Below are 18155 nucleotides of genomic sequence, written 5' to 3' on the forward strand. Positions count from 1 at the left end.
AGTTCGAAGTCGAGCTGATCGCCCCCATCGCAATGGAAGAGAAGCTCCGCTTCGCAATCCGCGAAGGCGGCCGCACCGTCGGTGCAGGCGTCGTCTCGAAAATCATCAAGTGATCTGATCACGGATCGCAACAGGACAGGGCCGCCATCTGGCGGCCCTTCTTCATTCAGAACAAGGAGTTCGCACCATGGCCAGAATGATTCACAGCATGATCCGCGTGCTGGAAGAGGAACGCTCGGTCGCCTTCTACCGCTCAGCCTTTGACCTTGAAATCGCCGAGCGGCTGGATTTCGAGGGCTTCACCCTCGTCTATCTGTCCAATGCGCAAAGCGGGTTCGAGCTGGAACTGACCATCAACAAGGACCGCACCACGCCCTATGATCTGGGCGACGGCTACGGGCATCTGGCGGTCAGCGTCACCGATGTTGAGGCCGAGCATGCCCGCCTCAGCGCCGCCGGCCTCGCCCCGCGCAAGATCGTCGATTTCCGCAATGGCGACACGCAGGTAGCGAAATTCTTTTTCATCGCCGACCCCGATGGCTACCAGATCGAGGTTCTGCAACGCGCAGGGCGCTATCGCTGACATCGGCCCGTCGTTATTACCCTTCTGTGTTAACCGTCTGTTAGGCATTTTCCGCTGAAACTCCCCCGGGGATAATGGGGTGACAGGATATGCTCGCAGTCGCGCGAACCGTGGCTTTTGAAGGGGTCGAGGCGCGGCTGGTCGAAACGCAATGCGTGCTCTCGGCGGGGCTGCCCGCGTTCAATGTCGTGGGCCTGCCCGACAAGGCGGTATCCGAGGCGCGCGAAAGGGTGCGCGCGGCGCTGTCCTCGCTCTCCATCGCGCTGCCGCCCAAACGCATCACCATCAACCTTTCACCCGCCGACCTGCCCAAAGAGGGCTCGCATTTCGACCTGCCGATCGCGCTGGCCCTTCTGGCCGCGCTGGAGGTGCTGCCCGCCGAAGAACTGGGGCGCACGGTCTCGCTGGGCGAATTGTCTCTGGATGGCAGGCTGGTGCCGGTGGTCGGCGCGCTGCCCGCCGCCATGGCCGCCGCCAGCGAGGATTACGCGCTGATCTGCCCGCGCGCCTGCGGGTCCGAGGCCGCCTGGGTGGGTGCCGCGCAGGTCTTTGCCCCGGCCACGCTGCTGGATGCCATCCGCCACCTGACCGGCCAGACACCCCTGCCCCGCGCCCAACCCGGTGAGGTCGATACGCCCGCCACGATGCGCGATCTGGCCGATGTGAAAGGGCAGGAGCGCGCCCGCCGCGCACTGGAAATCGCGGCGGCGGGGCGGCACCATCTGTTCATGGTCGGCGCGCCGGGTTCGGGCAAGTCAATGCTCGCCGCGCGCATGCCCGGCATCCTGCCCCCGCTCAGCCCCACTGAGGCGCTGGAAACCTCGATGATCCATTCACTGGCGGGGCTGCTGAGCGAAGGCGGCATCTCGCGCCAGCGCCCGTTTCGGGAGCCGCATCATACCGCCTCGGTCGCGGCCATCGTTGGCGGCGGGCGCAACGCCAAACCCGGCGAGATTTCGCTGGCACACAACGGCGTTCTGTTCATGGATGAGTTTCCCGAATTTCCGCGCACCGTGCTGGAAACCCTGCGCCAGCCCATTGAGACCGGCGAGGTGGTGGTGGCGCGCGCCAATGCGCATACCCGCTACCCCTGCCGCTTCCTGCTGGTCGCCGCCGCCAATCCCTGCAAATGCGGCTATATGGCAGAACCGGCACGCGCCTGCGCCCGTGTGCCGGTCTGCGGCGAGGATTATCTGGGCCGCATCTCCGGCCCGCTGATGGATCGGTTTGACCTGCGGGTGGAGGTGCCGCCCGTGGCCTATGCCGATCTGGACCTGCCGCATACCGGCGAGGGATCAGCGCAGGTGGCCGCACGGGTGGCGCAGGCGCGCAGCGTTCAGGACAGGCGTTTTGCCGGACATGCGGGGCTGCGCGTCAATGCCGATGCCGAGGGCACGCTGCTGGAAGAAATCGCCACCCCCGATAGCGAGGGGCGCGCCCTTCTGGCACAGGTGGCCGAGCGGTTCGGGCTGAGCGCGCGCGGCTATCACCGGGTTCTGCGCGTGGCCCGCACCATCGCCGATCTGGACGGCAGCGAGACTGTGCGCCTGCCGCATGTTGCCGAAGCGGTCAGCTTCCGGCTGAGCTTCGGGCAAGACACGCGCGGATGAAATCCGCGGTGGTGGCGAGGGTATCGCGCGCCTCAGGCAGGTGGTTATGGAAGATCGGCCAGGCATGGGGCAGGTCGCCCGCGACACGGATATCGGCAGCAGGCAGGCGGGATTGCAGCCGCAGACTGTCATCGCGCAGGATCTCGGTCTCCGCGACATGAATTTGCACCGGCGGCGGGTCAGTAAACGTGGCGAACAGCGGTGAAAGGCGTGGATCGGCACGGCTGGCAGCTGGCGCATCGCCCAGAATCATCGCGCGCACCTCTTCGATCCGCTCGACGGGCAGCATCGGGTCGCGCCCGGCATTGACCGTGAGCGAGGCGCTGGCGAAGGTCAGATCCGTCCAGGGGGACAGGGCGAAGGCCCCGGCGGGGCGCTGGCCGGTGCTGCACAGATGCGCCAGCAGCGCCAGTGCCAGTCCCCCGCCCGCCGAATCACCGCCCAGCACAATCTCGCCGGGCGCATGGCCAAGGGCGCGCAGCCGGTTCCAGGCGGTCAGCGCATCCTCGAACGCGGCGGGAAAGGGGTGTTCCGGCGCCAGACGGTAGCGCGGCAGAAAGGCGGGCAACCCGCACAGGCGGGTGAGTTCCGCCAGCATGGCAGCATGGGTTTCCGGCGCGCCCATCAGATAGGCGCCACCGTGAAAATACAGGATTACCCCCTTGCCCGAGGGCCGGTTCTGCACCCAGAGGGCGGGAACCGGCCCGGCTGCGCGCAGAATCAGGCTGTAGGGCGGCGCGCGGAACAGGAGCCTTGCTGCGCGCAGGAACCGGCCGCGCGCCTCACCCACATGAAGGGTGCCCGCGAACAGGGGGCGGGCGATGGTCCAGAGCAACCACCGCAGCAGGCGCGCGCGCAGGCTCATCGCGGGGCGCGTTTTGCCTCGATCACGTCCCAGATCCGGCCCGCGACATTGACGCCGTCAAAACGCTCCAGTTCCTGAATGCCGGTGGGCGAGGTCAGATTGATCTCGGTCAGCCAGTCACCGATGATATCGATACCCACAAAGACCTGCCCGCGCTCCCGCAGCAGCGGGCCGATCGCCGCGCAGATCTCACGGTCACGCGCCGTCAGCCCCACCTTCTCGGCGCGGCCGCCGACATGCAGGTTCGAGCGCGTCTCCCCTTCCGCCGGGACACGGTTGATCGCACCCACCGGCTCACCATCGACCAGAATCACCCGTTTGTCGCCGTTCGAAACGGCGGGCAGGTATTTCTGCACGATCATCGGCTCGCGCGAAAAGCCGGTGAACATCTCATGCAGCGAGGCGAGGTTGCGATCGCTCGAATCCAGCCGGAACACGCCTGCGCCACCGTTGCCATAGAGCGGCTTGAGGATGATATCCCCATGCCGCGCCTTGAAATCGCGGATATCGGCCAGATTGCGCGCGATCATCGTCGGCGGGGTCAGGTCAGGAAACTGCAGGACAAGCAGTTTCTCGGGATAATTGCGCACCCAGAAAGGATCATTGACCACCAGTGTCTTGGGGTGGATCAGGTCCAGCATATGGGTCGAAGTGATGTAGGACATGTCAAAAGGCGGATCCTGGCGCAGCCAGATGACATCAAGCGCGCCCAGATCAAGCAACTGCTCTTCGCCAAAGCTGACATGGTCGCCCTTCACCCGGCGCAGCGTGAAGGGCCGCGCCCGGGCCATCACCTGACCATTGTCCCAGATCAGCCGGTCAGGCGTATAGACATGCAGCGCATGGCCGCGCGCCTGCGCCTCTTCCGCAAGGCGGAAGGTGCTGTCGGCGTCGATATTCACCCCTTCAATCGGGTCCATCTGGAAGGCGATCTGCAGCGCCATGGTCGCTCCTGTCGTTCACGCATGCTCCCGGCATGCCTTTCGGCAACCTTGATGACCCAGCCGCCCGACAGATGCAATCACCGCCGCTCAGGCAATCAGCGCGTTTTCCAGAATCTCGATACGTCCGGCACCATCCACAAGCGCTACATCGAAACGCGCATTCACCGCCCGCCCGCTGGAAAACACCGCCATATACTCACCCGCCGCATCGAAAAGCCGGCGGATCTGGCGTATCGACAAGCGCTCAGCCGCACGCGCATGGCTGCGGCTTTTCTTGACCTCGATGAACACGAGCCCGTCACCGTCCTGTGCGACCAGATCAATCTCGCCGCCCTTGCCCCGCCAGCGCCGCGCAGTGATCGGCATGCCGTTGCGGGCGTAATGCGCGCCGACCTGCTCTTCGGCGGACGCCCCCGCCAGATAGGACACCATTCCGCTCATTCCTGATCCCCTCTCTGTTCCAGTTCAAGCGCAAGCTGATACACACGCCGCCGTGGCAGGCCCCGCGCCGTGGCTACCATATCGACCGCCTCGCGCAGGCTGTGATGCGCCAGTGCGCGGCCCAGTACCGCTTCAAGATCATCGTCATCCTCCGCCTCCTTGCGCCCGCGATCCACGAGGATCACGATTTCACCCTTGAGATCACGCCCGGCGATGGCCTGCGCCACCGCACCCAGCGACCCGCGGAGCACTTCTTCAAAGCGTTTTGTCAATTCCCGGCACAGCGCGCACTCCCGTTCCTCCCCCAAAGCTTCCGCCAATTCCCCTAACATTCGGTGAACGCGTTTGGGTGATTCATAAAATACCAGAGTTGCCGGTATCTGCGCGGCATCGGCAAGAAACTGCCTGCGGGCGGCGGCCTGCGGCGGGGCAAAGCCCATGAAGCAGAACCGGTCGGTCGGCAGCCCGCCCACCGCCAGCGCGGCCAGCACGGCTGAGGCGCCGGGCGCGGCCAGCACCGGAAAGCCTTCGTCGATGGCGGCGCGGGTCAGCTGGTATCCCGGGTCGGCGACAAGCGGCGTTCCGGCCTCGGAAGCATAGGCGACGGTCTTGCCCTCAGCCAGCGCCGCCATGATTTTCGGACGCATTTTCAATCCGTTATGATCATGATACGCCCATAAAGGCCGATCGCCCAGCCGGATGCCATGGATCTCCATCAGGCGGCGCAGGCTGCGGGTATCCTCGGCCGCAAGGACATCGGCCTGGGCGAGAATATCCAGCGCGCGCAGCGTGATATCGCGCGCCGCACCGATGGGCGTGGACAGGATATGCAGCCCGGGTGCCAGCGGGCGGCGGTTCGCAGCGCTGCCCGCCCCCGCGTCGGCTTCCGTCTCAGAGGGGGCGGGCAGGCTTGGGTCGGTGCTGGGCATCAGGGGCGCTTTCGTCATGCGTTTACTTCGGCAAGGCAAGACCTTAGTGTTGCCGCTGCTCACCGCCGCCGCAAGACCGTATGAGGAGCCGCCATGCGCATCGTTTCATCCCTGACCCGCCCGATCAACGCCTTTGCGCCGATTCGCGCCCTTGTTGCCCTTGCCGGCCTTGCCGCGCTCAGCGCCTGCGGCCCGGTGGCCATGGGCGGCATGGCACCGCGCGCAGCCCCCGCTGACGGGCCGGTACAGGTGGCGTTGCTGGTGCCCGGCGGCTCGTCCGATCAGGGGCGGCAGGTGCTGGCCACCAGCCTTGAGAATGCCGCGCGCCTTGCCGTGTCCGATCTGCAAGGGGTCCAGATTGACCTGCGTATTTATGAAACTGCGGGCGACCCGGCTCGCGCCGCGCAAATGGCGCAGCAGGCTGCCGATGCCGGGGCGCAGATCATCCTCGGGCCGGTCTTTGGCGAAGAGGCCAACGCCGTTGGCGCCACCGCTGCCCGCAGCGGCCTGAGCGTGCTGAGCTTTTCCAACAACGCCGCCATCGCCGGCGGCAATGTCTTCATCCTTGGTCAGAGCTTTGATGACACCGCCCGGCGGCTGCTGGACCATGCCGTCGCTGAGGGGCGCGGACAGGTGATGATCGTGGCCGAGCGCAACACCGAGGGCGAGATCGCCCAGGCCGCCATCCGGTCGGCGGCAGCGCGCAGCGGCGCAAGCATCGTCGCTACCGAGACCTATGCCTTCTCGCAGCAGGGCATTGTCGAGGCACTGCCCGCCATCGCCGCCACCGCGCGGTCTTCGGGGGCGCAGACCCTCTTTTTCACCGCGAATACGGCAGGCGCGCTGCCCACTCTGGCCCAGCTTTTGCCGGACAACCGCATCTCCCATCCGCAATTCCAGTTCATGGGCCTGACCCGCTGGGACATCCCGCCCGCAACCCTTCAGCTGCGCGGCCTTCAGGAGGGCTGGTTTGCCCTGCCAGACCCCGCCCTGACCAACCGCTTTGAAGAGCGTTACACCGCCGCCTATGGCTCTGGCCCGCATCCGATCGCCGGGCTGGCCTATGACGGCATCGCCGCCATCGGCGCGCTTCTCGCAACCGGGCGGCCGGATGCGCTGTCGCGCGCGGCGCTGACCCAGGGTTCGGGCTTTGTGGGCGTGAACGGTGTCTTCCGCTTCCTGCCGGATGGCAGCATTCAGCGCGGGCTGGCCGTCGCCACGATCCGCGACAATGCGGTGGTCATCGTCGATTCCGCGCCGCGCAGCTTCCCCGGATCCGGCTCATAAGGGCGCGCCCATCGTGCCACAAACCCTTCCGACGCTGACTGACCCCGCCGCCGGGCCGCGTTATGCCTGCCCGCCCCAACCGCGCGAGCCGTTGATCTGCGCGCAAGCCGATATCCTTGATCTGTCAGCGCTGGATGCCCGGCTGGACAAGGCGATGGAAGGGCCGGAAGATAACCGCGACCGGCGCGCGGCGGCGGTTCAGGTATTGGCGGAGGCCCTGAAAACCGGCAACGAGGCGCTTGAAGGCGCCTTTCTCGCCGCGCCGCGCGATGCCCGCGCCTATGTCCGGGGCCAGACATGGCTGACAGATGTTGTGGTGACCAGCGCCCTCAACATCGCGCAAAAGCATCTGCACCCGCTGTCCAACCCTACCGGCGGTGAGCAGATCTGCCTGCTGGCCGTGGGCGGCTATGGCCGTGCAGAAATGGCGCCGCATTCGGATGTCGACCTGCTTTTCCTGACGCCGTGGAAGGTCACCGGCTGGGCCGAAAGCGTCATTGAAAGCACGCTCTATATTCTGTGGGATCTGAAGCTGAAGATCGGCCACGCCACCCGCACGGTGGATGACTGCCTGCGTTTGGGCCGCGAAGATTATACCATCCGCACCGCGCTTCTGGAAAACCGCTATCTCTGCGGCGAACAGGCGCTGTCGCGTGCGCTCAAGGACCGGCTGTGGCGGGATCTGTTCAAGGGCACACAGTCAGAGTTCATCGAAGCCAAGCTGGCTGAACGCGCCGAGCGCCACCGCAAGCAGGGCGGGCAGCGCTACATGCTGGAACCCAATGTGAAAGAGGGCAAGGGCGGGCTGCGCGATCTGCAGACGCTTTACTGGATCGCCAAGTATCTGCACCGGGTTGAACAGGCGGCTGAGCTGGTGCCGCTGGGCTTTTTCACCGACGATGAATACCAGAACTTCCGCGCCGCCGAGACCTTCCTCTGGGCGGTGCGCTGCCATCTGCACCATATCAGCGGGCGCGCCGTGGATCAGCTTACCTTTGACCAGCAACCCGCCATCGCTGAGCGGATGGGCTTTGCCGATCACGGCGGGCGCCGCGCGGTTGAGCATTTCATGCAGGCCTATTTCCGCCACGCCACCCGCGTGGGCGAACTGACACGCATCTTCCTGACGGCGCTGGAGGCGCGCCATGTCAAGCGCGCGCCGGACCTGCTGGGCCTGCTGCGGCGGCGTAAAAAGGTCAAACCGGGCTACCGGGTAGACCTGAACCGGCTGAACATCATCGACCCTGAGACCTTCCTGAAAGACCCGCTCAACCTGCTGCGCATCTTTGAGGAGGCCCTGCGCGCCGGCCTGCTGCTGCACCCGGACGCCATGCGCATGATCGCCGCCAATCTGCATCTGATCGACGCCGACCTGCGCGAAAATCCTGAGGCGGTGCACATCTTCATGGATCTGATGCTCAAACACGGCAACCCCGAACGCCCGCTCAGGCGCATGAACGAACTGGGTGTGCTGTCAGCCTTCCTGCCGGAATTCGAGCCGATCGTGGCGATGATGCAATTCAACGTCTATCACCACTACACGGTCGATGAGCATACGATCCAGTGCATCAGCACACTGGCCCAGATCGAGCGGGGTGAGCTGGTGGAAGAACTGCCGATCGCGTCGCGCATCCTCAAGGACGGGGTGAACCGCAAGGTGCTGTATATGGCGCTTCTGCTGCACGATATCGGCAAGGGGCGGCCTGAGGATCATTCGGTTCTGGGCGCGCAGATCGCCCGGCGCGTGGCCCCCCGGATGCGCCTGAATGCCGAGGAATGCGAGACCGTGGAATGGCTGGTACGCCACCATCTGCTGATGTCGGATGTGGCGCAGAAACGCGATATCGGCGACCCGCGCACGGTGCGCGATTTCGCCAAGGCGGTAAAGAGCCGCAAGCGGCTGGACCTGCTGACGGTGCTGACTGTCTGCGACATCCGTGGCGTGGGGCCGGGCACCTGGAACAACTGGAAGGCGATGCTGCTGCGCCAGCTCTACCGCGTGACCGCCGAGGTGCTTGAGAACGGGCTGGAGGCGCTCAACCGCTCCAACCGTGAGGATGAAGCCAAGCGCGCCCTGCGCGAGGCGCTGGCCGACTGGTCGCGCAGCGACCTGCGCACCGAGACCGCGCGCCATTACGGACCCTACTGGCAGGGGCTGGCAACCCAGACGCATGCGGCCTTTGCCCGGCTTCTGCGCGGGATCGGCGACAGCGAAATCCGCATCGACCTGCACCCGGACGAGGGGCGCGATGCCACCCGCGCCTGCTTTGCGCTGGCCGACCATCCCGGCATCTTCTCGCGCCTGGCGGGTGCGCTGGCGCTGGTGGGCGCCAATATCGTCGATGCACGCACCTATACGTCGAAAGACGGGTTCGCCACGGCGGTATTCTGGATTCAGGATGCCGAGGGGCACCCCTATGAGGAATCGCGCCTGCCGCGCCTGCGCAAGATGATCGAGCGCACCTTTGCCGGTGAGGTGGTGGCTACCGAAGCGCTGAAAGAGCGCGACAAGGTCAAGAAGCGCGAGCGCCAGTTCCGGGTGCCCACCAACATTGCCTTCGACAATGAAGGATCGGATATCTATACGATCATCGAAGTCGATACGCGCGACCGGCCGGGCCTTCTGTATGACCTGACGCGGACACTGGCAGACAACAATATCTATATCGCCAGCGCGGTGATCGCGACCTATGGGGTGCAGGTGGTGGATACTTTCTACGTCAAGGATATGTTCGGGCTGAAGCTGCACACCCGCACCCGGCAGGAGGCGCTGGAGAAGAAACTGCGCGCCGCCATCGAGGCCGGTGCGAAGCGCGCGGTTCAGGGATGAGAACGCCCGCCTGCCCTGCCCGCCCGCGCCAAGGCGGTTCGAACCGCCTTGCTCAACACGGTTTCTTAACCGTGTTAAAAGCCGCGTTCACGCGGCTTGAAGGAAGGGCCTTCGAAGGCCCTTCACCGGAGCGCCCGGCATGACACCGATCCGCCTGATGCGCAGCTTCGCCACAGTCGGCGGCTGGACACTGGCCAGCCGCATCCTGGGTTTCGCGCGCGATATCCTGATGGCCAGCTACCTTGGTGCCGGCGCGGTGACCGACGCTTTCAACGCAGCCTTCTCGCTGCCCAATATGTTCCGGCGCTTCTTTGCCGAAGGTGCCTTCAACCTTGCCTTCGTGCCGATGTTCTCCAAGAAACACACGGTCAGCAAGGTTGAGGCCGAGGTTTTCGCGCGCGACGCCTATTGGTTGATGGCCAGTTTCCTGATCGGCTTCTCGCTTCTCGCCATGGCCGCCATGCCGCTTCTGATCTGGGCGGTGGTGCCCGGTTTTGCCGGGACTGAGAAGTTCGACATGACGGTTCTGTTCGGGCGCATCGCGTTCCCTTACATCCTGTTCATCTCGCTGACGGCGCTGTTGTCAGGCATGCTCAACGCCACCGGCCGCTTTGCCACCGCCGCCGCCGCGCCCGTGCTTCTCAACGCAGCCTTCATTGCCAGCCTGTTCCTTGCCGCCCATTTCGACTGGCCGATGGGCCTGACAATGGCCTGGGCCGTGCCGGTGGGCGGCGTAGCACAGCTTGCCGTCGTCTGGTTCGCCGTGCGCCGGGCGGGCTTTGCCATGCGGTTCCGCCGCCCCCGGCTGACCCCCGAACTGAAGCGCCTGCTGATCATCGCAGCGCCCGCCGTGCTGGCTGGCGGGGTCATGCAGATCAACCTGATCGTCGGGCGGCAGGTGGCCTCGTTCACGGAGGGGGCCGTCTCATGGCTGTATTATGCCGACCGGCTGTATCAGTTGCCGCTGGGCGTTGTGGCGATCGCCGTGGGCGTGGTGCTGCTGCCCGAACTGTCGCGCCGCCTGCAGGAGGGCGAGACCGAGCGCGCGCGCGATGCCTTCAGCCGGGGCATGGAGTTTTCACTGGCGCTGACCCTGCCCGCCGCCGTGGCGCTGGTCGTGATCGCGCACCCGCTCATCTCTGTCCTGTTCCAGCGCGGAGCCTTCACCGTCACCGACACCGACAGCACCGCGCTGGCGCTGGCCATCTACGGGCTGGGCCTGCCCGCCTTCGTGCTGCAAAAGGTGTTACAACCGCTCTATTATGCCCGCGAAGACACCCGCAGCCCGTTCCGCTACGCCCTCAATTCAATGGTGGTGAACGCGGCTCTCGCCTTCGGGCTGATGCCCTTCATCGGCTTCACCGCGGCCGCCTGGGGCACCACACTGGCCGCTTGGGCGATGGTATTTCAGCTGTGGTACGGCGCCCGCCCGATGGGCGAAGCCGCGCAGCCTGACGCGCGCATGTATGACCGCTTCTGGCGCATCGCGCTGGCCTCGGCCTTCATGGGGCTGTGCCTGTGGCTGGCCGCGCAGGTGCTGGGGCCGATGCTGTATGGCCCCGGCAGAGGGCTGGCGCTGCTGATACTGGTGGGCGCGGGCATCGTCAGTTATTTCGGCCTTGGCGCGCTGATCGGCGCTTTCCGGCTGTCCGATTTCCGCGCGGCAATGCGGCGTGGCAAAAAAGAAGCGGGCTGACGACAACCGCCAGCCCGCACAGGTTTCCGTGATCTGACAAGATCAGACGAAGCGCACCTGCGTACCCACTTCGGCCATCTCGAACAGCTCTTCGACATGGTGGTTGAACAGGCCGATACACCCGTTCGACGCCCGGCGCCCGATCTTGGCAACGTTGTCGATGCCGTGGATGCGGTAATACTGCCAGGTCAGGTTCATCGCCCGCGTGCCCATCGGATTCTGCGGCCCGGCCTCGACCCGCTCGGGCAGCGAGGGGTCACGCTCACGCATGTTGGGGGTGGGAATCCAGACCGGCTCGCGGCGTTTGAGCACGATCTCGGTATAGCCAAGGCGGGTGAACTCATCGGTCATCGGCACCGAGGTGGGATACAGGCGATAGACGCTTTCATCCTCGGACCAGTAGTGCAGCGCGCGCGACTGGGTGTCACACAGAATGGCACCCCGGCGCAGGTTATCGAAATGATCCTGCCAATGCTGGGTGCGGAAAGCCATCATGTTGTGGCGCACACGCTCGGCCGGTGCGGTCTCTTCGATCTCGCCGGTGAAGTCCTGCCCCATTGCGGGGAGGGCAAAGGCCGCCATGCCACCGGCAAGGAAGGCGCGACGGGAAGTTTGCGAAAAGCTCATGATCATCTCCATCATACTCAGACATTCAATGCGCTGCATGCGCAGCAAAAGGCAAGCCCGTGCAGAGCGCGGGAAGGTCAATTCGGGTCACGCGCGCGTGAAATTCCGGCCTGCGCCTGTGCTCCGGGCGATCTGCACCGCTCTTGGCGGCAACAAGGCAGGATGGTATCGCTGCACGCAACACGCGCCCAAAAGAACGCATCCTGCGCATTTCGGTTCCCCTTAGCTGACAGGAAGACGCCGCCATGACCCAGTCCCCCATTCCGGTTTCGCTGCTGACAGGCTTTCTGGGTTCAGGCAAGACCACGCTGCTGAACCGGCTGCTGGGAGATCCGCGCATGGCCCGCACCGCGGTGATCATCAATGAATTCGGCGAGATCGGGCTGGACCATGACCTTGTCGAATCAGCGACCGAGACCATGGTTCTGATGCAGTCCGGCTGCCTGTGCTGCACCGTTCGCGGCGATCTGGCGCAGACATTGGTTGATCTGAAGGCGCGCCGCGATGCCGGTGAGGCCGATTTTGAGCGCGTCGTGATCGAAACGACGGGCATCGCTGACCCCGGCCCCATCGTGCATACGCTGGTGATGGACCCTGACCTGTCCGAGGATTTCACGCTGGACGGCGTGCTGACAACCGCCGACTGCGCCACAGGCCCGGGCACGCTGAATGCGCATTTCGAGGCCGTGCAGCAGATCGCCATGGCGGACCGGCTGATTCTGACCAAGGCCGATCTGGTGTTGCCCACCGAAATCACCGCCTTTGAAAAGCGGCTGGCCGCCATCAACCCCGGCGCGCCGCGTCTGCGGGCGGAGCATGGGGTGATCGACCCGGCGCTTCTGTTCGGGGTCTCGCCGCGCGCGGACAGCAAGCAGGCCGAGGCACTGGGCTGGGTTGCCGCCGCGCCGAAAAAGGCCACGCTGCCGCCCCTGAGCGGGCTGAAGAGCACCAACCCTTTTTCGATGCCGCAAAACCACGGGCTGTTTTCGCGCCCCTCGGGTGGGCATGGCATGGCGGGGGCTGGCGCCGGGGCCAGCCATGACGGGCGCATCTCATCGCAATCGGCGGAAATCGCGCATCCGATTTCGCCCATCGTGTTTGATCTGTGGCTGGAATCGCTGATGAACAGCGCTGGCAGCAACATTCTGCGCCTGAAAGCCGTGGTGCATGTTGAAGGGATGGAGCATCCCTTTGCCCTGCACGGCGTGCAGCATGTGTTTCACCCGCCGGTGCCGCTGACGCACTGGCCCAAGGGCGACACGGTGTCACGCATCGTGGTTATCGGGCGTGATCTGCCCGCCGGATATCTGCAGGAAAGCCTGCAATTCCTGCACAGCCGCCCGGCCATAACCGGGCACCGGCTGTAGCGCCAAAGGTTGCCAGACTGCCCGCACTTTGAGGTTTCGCATGCGAAACCGTTGCATAATGTCGCAAGCGGCAGGTCGTCACCATTATTTTACGTTAATCGTTCATCCCGGGGTTGAGGAAGGTCAAGGCGCGCCCTTTCTATGGGAGGTAAGGTGTCGCGCAACATGCCAGAGGAGGAATGACATGGACCGTCGCAATCATCCGCCTGCCGCTTTCTGGGGGGAAAGCCTGAATTTCTGGTGCCGCCTGTGGCAGGCTCAGATCGAACAATCATTGCGGTTCTGGGGCACGATGGCCGCGCAACTGCCGCGCCCGACCAGCGCGCAACTGGCGTCCGAGGCCGAATCGATCGCCGAATCGATGAAGGCAACGCGCAAGCCGGTGGCACGCGGCGCCGCGCCTGCCCGGGCGACGGCGGCAAAACCCGTCGCTGTGAAAGCCGCGCCCACGAAACTCCCCCGCGCGAAACCCATCTCGGCAAAACCCGCAGGAAAGCCCGCCACCAAGCCCGGCGGCGTGCCGCTACAGGCCCCCGTACATTGAAAACGCGCGCCCCTCAGCCGGGCGCGCGGTCTGCCCAGCCTGCAAAGATGCGCTCCAGCGCGACGACGATGTAGTAAAGCAGGATCCCCAGCGCCGCGAGGGCGATCAGCACCGCGAACATCAGCGGAAAGTCCGAGTTGATCTGCGCTGACTGGAACAGATGCCCCAGCCCGCGCCCGTGCGGGGCGATGATCTCTACCAGATTGGTGCCGATGAAAGCCAGTGTGACAGCCACTTTCAGCGCGCCAAAGAACTCCGGCAGCGTCTTGGGCAGGGCGATCTTCCAGAACACGGTAAAGCGGCTGGCCCCAAGCGAGCGCAGGATATCGCGATACTCCGGCTCCAGCGTGCTGAGGCCGATGGCGACCGAGACCGCAATGGGGAAGAACGAGATCAGAAAGGCGATCAGGATGGTGTTGAAATCATGCTGGCCAATGAACATCAGTGCCACCACCGGCACAACGGTTGCCTTGGGGATGGCATTGAACCCCACCAGCAACGGGTAAAGCGCGTCATTCATCGTCCGGCTCAGACCCATGACCATGCCGATCAGCGTGCCGAACACCACCGCCAGCCCCAGCCCGGCCACCGTGCGCCACAGGGTCTGCCAGCCATATTCCCAAAACAGGGGCTGAAAGCGCAGGAAAGCGGGCCAGATATCAGACGGCGCGGCCATCTTGAACGTGGGCCAGCCCTTGAACCAGACCAGCCATTCCCACGCCAGCAGCAGCACGACGATAGCGGCCAGCGGCACGACGATCTTTTGCCAGTTGATGCGCATCATACCGCCTCCGCCTGCGTGCGCCCCTGCGCGATCTGGATCTGCCGGCGCAGCACCGCCAGTTTCTCAACCGATTCGGGGGTGTAGAGCATTTCAAGCGGGCGCGGGCCGGGCATGGGGATATCCATCACATATTGCGTGGTCGCCGGGCGGCCGGAAAGCACCACCACCTGATCCCCCAGATAAACGCTTTCGCGCAGGTCATGGGTGATCAGCAGCGCGGTGAACGGCTCCTTGATGCGCAGCTCATGCATGGTCTGCCACAGGTCTTCGCGGGTAAAGGCATCCAGCGCGCCAAACGGCTCATCCAGAATCAGCACATCGGGTTTATGCACGATCGACCGGCAAAGACTGGCGCGCTGGCGCATCCCGCCGGACAGCTCGGACGGGCGCTTGTTCTCAAACCCCTCAAGACCCACCAGCGACAGAAGTTCGCGCGCGCGCTCTTCCTTCTTGCGCTTCGGCATGCCGGGGGCGACGATTTCAAGCGGCAGCATCACGTTTTGCAGGATGGTGCGCCATTCCAGCAGAACCGGGTTCTGAAACGCCATGCCCACCGTCTTGCGCGGGCTTCTGACCAGTTCGCCATGCAACCAGACCTCGCCCTTGTCAGGAAACATCAGCCCGGCGATCAGCCGCGTCAGCGTGGATTTCCCGCAGCCCGAGGGGCCGACAACCGCGCAGAAGCTGCCTTCGGGGATGGCGATGTTCAGATCGCGCAGCACCGGCAGCGGGCCTGACTTTGTCTTGTAGGCGTGGGTCACGCCCTTGATTTCAATAAGATTTCCCATGCCATCCCGTTACGCCGCTAAAAAAACCGCGCCCCCGGGAAGGGGCGCGGAACTGTCAGGCCAAAGGCCTCATTCCATCGTCAGGCTGCCATCAGCGGGCAGGAAGCTGTCGGTGAAGTAGCGCGCGCCATCGGGTTCATGCTGGAACTCATAGGTCATGGCGATCTGCTCCAGCGACAGGGCGTAACGGTCAGCATCGATATTGCCCAGCCCGTTCTGCATCACCCAGTCGGTGAGGATATTGTCGCGCAGCGCAATTTCCAGCCGCTCGGTTTCCAGCTCGACATCCAGCGCCGGGTTGCGCGCGGCAATGGCGGCCACACCGGCAGCGGGGTCAGCAGCGGCATCGCGCAGGCCCAAAGCCACCGCACGCAGGAAGCCGGTGACGGCCTCGGGGTTTTCCTCGGCGAAATCAGTATTGACGATGATCACGTTGCCATAAAGCGCCAGCCCGTAATCGGCCATCAGCATCACCGACATGTCCTCGGGCGGGATGCCCAGACGGACGGTGTTCAGATAGGAGGTAAAGGAAAAGCCGGTCACGGCGTCAACCTCGCCCGCCGCCAGCATCGGCTCCCGCGTGGGGAAACCCACGGGCTCGATGGTGATGGTGCTCACATCCAGCCCCTGCTCGGCGGCAAAGACCGGGAACTGCGCCCATGCGCCATCAGGCGGCGGCGCGCCAAGGCGACGGCCCTCAAGGTCGGCAGGCGTGCTCACACCCTGACTGATACGCCCGACAATGGCGAAGGCGGGCTTGTCATACATCACCATGATCGCGGTGACGGGGGCATCGGGGTTCTGGTCGATGAACTTGATCAGGCTGGCCATATCGGCAAAGCCCACCGGAAAGGCTCCGGTCGCCACTTTCGGAATGGCATCCAGCGAGCCTTGCCCGGCGGTCACCTCGACGCTCAGACCCTCAGCCGCGAAATGGCCGTTGTCGATGGCAAGGAAATAGGGCGCGGCAGGCCCTTCAAAACGCCAGTCCAGGGCAAACGGCATGTTGATATCGGCCATGGCCGGCACCGCGAAAACCGCGCTGAAAAGGCCTGCGGCGATGAATTGTCTGCTCACAACGAATGCTCCTTGTTGGTCTGATGATCACGGTTATATCAGCGCGCTTCCCGGCCCGAATATGCGGATCTGCCGTTTATGCCGGCGGATCATCGATTCCGGTGAAAAAACGGGCAGGTGCGGGGCCTGGCGGGCAGTATTACGGCACAGGTTCTGGCAGACTACAAGAAATCCCAAAAAAGACTTGTGGGTTTTTCTTTATAAAGCCCGTCTTGCGCCACGAAACGGGGCTATTCCGCCGCCACTTTCATCGCGCCATCCTCCCGGCCAATGGCCGCGATTCCCTCGACGATATCGCCCATCAGGGCACGGAAGGCCTGAAAATCGGGGCCGGGGGCGACACGCGCCTCATCCAGATACAGCCGCCGGTCAATTTCAATCTGAACCACATTCATCCCGCGCGACGGCTGGCCATAACGCTGCGCGATATAGGCGCCCGCGAACGGCGCATTGCGCGCCACCACCAGCCCGGCATTGCGGAAAACCGCCTCCACCCGGTCCAGCACCGCCGCATGACAGGCCGCGCCGTAACGATCCCCCAGAATCACCTGCGGGCGGGGCTGGCCGCGCAGCGCATGCCCGCTGAGCGCCTCATGCGGCATCGAATGGATATCGGCAAGCAGCACCTGACCGAACCGCGCATGCTGACGCTGCATCAGCCCCGACAGCGCCGCGTGATAGGGCCGCCAGTACTGATCAATCCGGCCCTGCACCTCGGCCATCGACAGCTTGCCGCTGTAGATATGGCGCCCGTTCGACACCACCCGCGCAATCACCCCCAGCCCCGAGGCCACGCGCGGGTTCATCCCGCCGCGCGGCGCCCCCTCGATCAGCGCCGGGTCCAGCTCGGTATCGGCGCGGTTGAAATCGACATAGGCGCGCGGCACCTCCGAGGTGATGAGCGGTGCACCAAAGCGCACGGCATCGGCCAGCAACAGATCGACATAGGCATCTTCCGATGAACGCAGCGCCGGGCCGTCAACCTGCGCGCGCGCGATCAGATCAGCCGGATAGACACGCCCGCTGTGCGGCGAGGCAAAAATCACATGGCTGGTGATCTGCGCAGGCTCGAATAACTGAACGGCAACCGGCATGCATAGGCTCCTTCCCGCTCCAGTATAGCGCTGCAATTTAGGCAGCGGAAAGGCCTTGATCATGCACGCGAGTCCTTTTATAGACCCCTTCATTGACGCGGTCCCGCCCGCGTCCTTTTTCTTGGACGGCGGGATCAGGTCAGGGCGCGTAGCTCAGTGGTAGAGCACTACGTTGACATCGTAGGGGTCACAAGTTCGAACCTTGTCGTGCCCACCATTGTCCTTTATAGGGCGATGTTCACCACGCCCCGAAAGGGGCGTTCGAGTTTCAAGGCGCATGCGCGCCGCGAAGAGGAGAAGGCCGATGAAGGTCAGAAATTCGCTGCGCTCGCTCAAGCAGCGCCACCGCGACTGTCAGGTCGTACGCCGTAAAGGCCGGGTCTATGTGATCAACAAGACCCAGAAGAAGTTCAAGGCACGCCAGGGCTAAGCTTCAGCGCTTAACCTGGGCTGAACTTCAGCCAGATCGAAAGAACCGCCGCAGGCACTGGGCCCGCGGCGGTTCTTTCATGTTCCGAAGCCTGTCTTTTCAGCCAACCCGGCCCGCGCAAAACCGCCTCACGCCTTGGGAGCGCCGACTCTGGCGGCTTCATCTTGCCATAAATACGCATCCCCTGCCCCCACAGCCGCATCCCGCAGACAACCGTGACCGCCCCAAACCCGGCGCGCGCAAACGCGCGGGGTGGGCG

The 18155-nt window shown here is 64.6% G+C and carries 18 protein-coding genes and 1 tRNA gene; 10 read left to right on the top strand and 9 right to left on the bottom strand.

What is annotated here, in order from left to right:
• The 3 genes from V7Q53_RS21015 to V7Q53_RS21025 form a co-directional block, all read left to right on the top strand.
• Positions 1 to 113, top strand: a 113-nt coding sequence (locus V7Q53_RS21015; RefSeq protein WP_333830337.1) for a hypothetical protein, incomplete at its 5' end; no start/stop codon positions are given.
• A gap of 74 nt (positions 114 to 187) precedes the next feature.
• Entirely contained in the window at positions 188 to 583 is a 396-nt protein-coding gene (locus tag V7Q53_RS21020; RefSeq protein ID WP_333830813.1) for a VOC family protein, read from the top strand.
• A gap of 89 nt (positions 584 to 672) precedes the next feature.
• On the top strand, positions 673 to 2193 hold the full coding sequence (locus tag V7Q53_RS21025) for a YifB family Mg chelatase-like AAA ATPase (RefSeq protein ID WP_333830814.1): 1521 nt from the start codon (positions 673 to 675) through the stop codon (positions 2191 to 2193).
• On the opposite strand, the gene V7Q53_RS21030 is transcribed toward V7Q53_RS21025, so the two are convergent.
• The 4 genes from V7Q53_RS21030 to rsmI all read right to left on the bottom strand — a co-directional run bounded on the left by V7Q53_RS21030 (position 2153) and on the right by rsmI (position 5390).
• Positions 2153 to 3058, bottom strand: a complete 906-nt coding sequence (locus V7Q53_RS21030) for an alpha/beta hydrolase fold domain-containing protein (RefSeq protein ID WP_333830815.1) — start codon at positions 3056 to 3058, stop codon at positions 2153 to 2155. The two genes, V7Q53_RS21025 and V7Q53_RS21030, sit on opposite strands and share 41 nt — an antisense overlap.
• Entirely contained in the window at positions 3055 to 4002 is a 948-nt protein-coding gene (gene gshB / locus V7Q53_RS21035; protein ID WP_333830816.1) for a glutathione synthase, read from the bottom strand. Before gshB ends, V7Q53_RS21030 begins: the two co-directional genes overlap by 4 nt.
• 87 nt (positions 4003 to 4089) lie before the next feature.
• Positions 4090 to 4443: a YraN family protein gene (locus V7Q53_RS21040; RefSeq protein ID WP_333830817.1), complete on the bottom strand. Its 354-nt coding sequence runs from the start codon at positions 4441 to 4443 to the stop codon at positions 4090 to 4092.
• Positions 4440 to 5390 carry a 16S rRNA (cytidine(1402)-2'-O)-methyltransferase gene (gene rsmI, locus V7Q53_RS21045; protein ID WP_333830818.1) on the bottom strand — a complete coding sequence of 317 codons (951 nt, stop codon included), beginning with the start codon at positions 5388 to 5390 and terminating at the stop codon, positions 4440 to 4442. Before rsmI ends, V7Q53_RS21040 begins: the two co-directional genes overlap by 4 nt.
• A gap of 75 nt (positions 5391 to 5465) precedes the next feature.
• On the opposite strand from rsmI, the gene V7Q53_RS21050 reads away from it, so the two are divergent.
• The 3 genes from V7Q53_RS21050 to murJ all read left to right on the top strand — a co-directional run bounded on the left by V7Q53_RS21050 (position 5466) and on the right by murJ (position 11185).
• On the top strand, positions 5466 to 6659 hold the full coding sequence (locus V7Q53_RS21050) for a penicillin-binding protein activator (protein ID WP_333830819.1): 1194 nt from the start codon (positions 5466 to 5468) through the stop codon (positions 6657 to 6659).
• Entirely contained in the window at positions 6604 to 9489 is a 2886-nt protein-coding gene (locus V7Q53_RS21055) for a [protein-PII] uridylyltransferase (RefSeq protein WP_333830820.1), read from the top strand. Before V7Q53_RS21050 ends, V7Q53_RS21055 begins: the two co-directional genes overlap by 56 nt.
• 139 nt (positions 9490 to 9628) lie before the next feature.
• A complete protein-coding gene (gene murJ, locus V7Q53_RS21060) occupies positions 9629 to 11185 on the top strand; it encodes a murein biosynthesis integral membrane protein MurJ (protein WP_333830821.1) in 1557 nt (518 codons plus the stop codon).
• A 42-nt stretch (positions 11186 to 11227) separates the two neighbouring features.
• Here the strand turns inward: murJ and V7Q53_RS21065 are convergent, their stop codons facing one another.
• Positions 11228 to 11812 carry a L,D-transpeptidase gene (locus V7Q53_RS21065; protein ID WP_333830822.1) on the bottom strand — a complete coding sequence of 195 codons (585 nt, stop codon included), beginning with the start codon at positions 11810 to 11812 and terminating at the stop codon, positions 11228 to 11230.
• Positions 11813 to 12057: 245 nt separating this feature from the next.
• Here V7Q53_RS21065 and V7Q53_RS21070 point away from each other — a divergent pair, with 245 nt between their 5' ends.
• The gene (locus V7Q53_RS21070; protein ID WP_333830823.1) at positions 12058 to 13179 is read left to right on the top strand and encodes a CobW family GTP-binding protein; all 1122 of its coding nucleotides are present in this window, start codon (positions 12058 to 12060) and stop codon (positions 13177 to 13179) included.
• A 184-nt stretch (positions 13180 to 13363) separates the two neighbouring features.
• Entirely contained in the window at positions 13364 to 13723 is a 360-nt protein-coding gene (locus V7Q53_RS21075; protein WP_333830825.1) for a hypothetical protein, read from the top strand.
• 13 nt (positions 13724 to 13736) lie between these two features.
• On the opposite strand, the gene V7Q53_RS21080 is transcribed toward V7Q53_RS21075, so the two are convergent.
• The 4 genes from V7Q53_RS21080 to V7Q53_RS21095 all read right to left on the bottom strand — a co-directional run bounded on the left by V7Q53_RS21080 (position 13737) and on the right by V7Q53_RS21095 (position 17466).
• Positions 13737 to 14507 (bottom strand): ABC transporter permease, encoded by a 771-nt coding sequence (locus tag V7Q53_RS21080; RefSeq protein WP_442954461.1) that lies wholly within the window; start codon positions 14505 to 14507, stop codon positions 13737 to 13739.
• The gene (locus V7Q53_RS21085; protein WP_333830826.1) at positions 14504 to 15295 is read right to left on the bottom strand and encodes an ABC transporter ATP-binding protein; all 792 of its coding nucleotides are present in this window, start codon (positions 15293 to 15295) and stop codon (positions 14504 to 14506) included. Before V7Q53_RS21085 ends, V7Q53_RS21080 begins: the two co-directional genes overlap by 4 nt.
• Before the next feature lie 69 nt (positions 15296 to 15364).
• Entirely contained in the window at positions 15365 to 16315 is a 951-nt protein-coding gene (locus V7Q53_RS21090) for an ABC transporter substrate-binding protein (protein WP_333830829.1), read from the bottom strand.
• A gap of 287 nt (positions 16316 to 16602) precedes the next feature.
• On the bottom strand, positions 16603 to 17466 hold the full coding sequence (locus tag V7Q53_RS21095; RefSeq protein ID WP_333830827.1) for an N-formylglutamate amidohydrolase: 864 nt from the start codon (positions 17464 to 17466) through the stop codon (positions 16603 to 16605).
• Positions 17467 to 17608: 142 nt separating this feature from the next.
• Between V7Q53_RS21095 and V7Q53_RS21100 the strand changes: the two genes are divergently transcribed.
• Together V7Q53_RS21100 and ykgO are read left to right on the top strand one after the other, a co-directional pair.
• Positions 17609 to 17683 (top strand) — tRNA-Val (locus V7Q53_RS21100).
• Positions 17684 to 17770: 87 nt separating this feature from the next.
• Complete coding sequence (ykgO, locus tag V7Q53_RS21105) at positions 17771 to 17896, top strand: type B 50S ribosomal protein L36 (protein ID WP_127109111.1); 126 nt, start codon at positions 17771 to 17773, stop codon at positions 17894 to 17896.
• The last annotated feature ends 259 nt before the right edge of the window (positions 17897 to 18155 follow it).

Source organism: Pararhodobacter sp. (assembly GCF_036802785.1).
Lineage (GTDB): Bacteria > Pseudomonadota > Alphaproteobacteria > Rhodobacterales > Rhodobacteraceae > Pararhodobacter.

Coding starts and splice junctions, on each gene's coding strand:
- V7Q53_RS21020 (WP_333830813.1), top strand. CDS start 188: ATGGCCAGAATGATTCACAGCATGATCCGCGTGCTGGAAGAGGAACGC.
- V7Q53_RS21025 (WP_333830814.1), top strand. CDS start 673: ATGCTCGCAGTCGCGCGAACCGTGGCTTTTGAAGGGGTCGAGGCGCGG.
- V7Q53_RS21030 (WP_333830815.1), bottom strand. CDS start 3,058: ATGAGCCTGCGCGCGCGCCTGCTGCGGTGGTTGCTCTGGACCATCGCC.
- gshB (WP_333830816.1), bottom strand. CDS start 4,002: ATGGCGCTGCAGATCGCCTTCCAGATGGACCCGATTGAAGGGGTGAAT.
- V7Q53_RS21040 (WP_333830817.1), bottom strand. CDS start 4,443: ATGAGCGGAATGGTGTCCTATCTGGCGGGGGCGTCCGCCGAAGAGCAG.
- rsmI (WP_333830818.1), bottom strand. CDS start 5,390: ATGACGAAAGCGCCCCTGATGCCCAGCACCGACCCAAGCCTGCCCGCC.
- V7Q53_RS21050 (WP_333830819.1), top strand. CDS start 5,466: ATGCGCATCGTTTCATCCCTGACCCGCCCGATCAACGCCTTTGCGCCG.
- V7Q53_RS21055 (WP_333830820.1), top strand. CDS start 6,604: ATGCGGTGGTCATCGTCGATTCCGCGCCGCGCAGCTTCCCCGGATCCG.
- murJ (WP_333830821.1), top strand. CDS start 9,629: ATGACACCGATCCGCCTGATGCGCAGCTTCGCCACAGTCGGCGGCTGG.
- V7Q53_RS21065 (WP_333830822.1), bottom strand. CDS start 11,812: ATGAGCTTTTCGCAAACTTCCCGTCGCGCCTTCCTTGCCGGTGGCATG.
- V7Q53_RS21070 (WP_333830823.1), top strand. CDS start 12,058: ATGACCCAGTCCCCCATTCCGGTTTCGCTGCTGACAGGCTTTCTGGGT.
- V7Q53_RS21075 (WP_333830825.1), top strand. CDS start 13,364: ATGGACCGTCGCAATCATCCGCCTGCCGCTTTCTGGGGGGAAAGCCTG.
- V7Q53_RS21080 (WP_442954461.1), bottom strand. CDS start 14,507: ATGATGCGCATCAACTGGCAAAAGATCGTCGTGCCGCTGGCCGCTATC.
- V7Q53_RS21085 (WP_333830826.1), bottom strand. CDS start 15,295: ATGGGAAATCTTATTGAAATCAAGGGCGTGACCCACGCCTACAAGACA.
- V7Q53_RS21090 (WP_333830829.1), bottom strand. CDS start 16,315: ATGGCCGATATCAACATGCCGTTTGCCCTGGACTGGCGTTTTGAAGGG.
- V7Q53_RS21095 (WP_333830827.1), bottom strand. CDS start 17,466: ATGCCGGTTGCCGTTCAGTTATTCGAGCCTGCGCAGATCACCAGCCAT.
- ykgO (WP_127109111.1), top strand. CDS start 17,771: ATGAAGGTCAGAAATTCGCTGCGCTCGCTCAAGCAGCGCCACCGCGAC.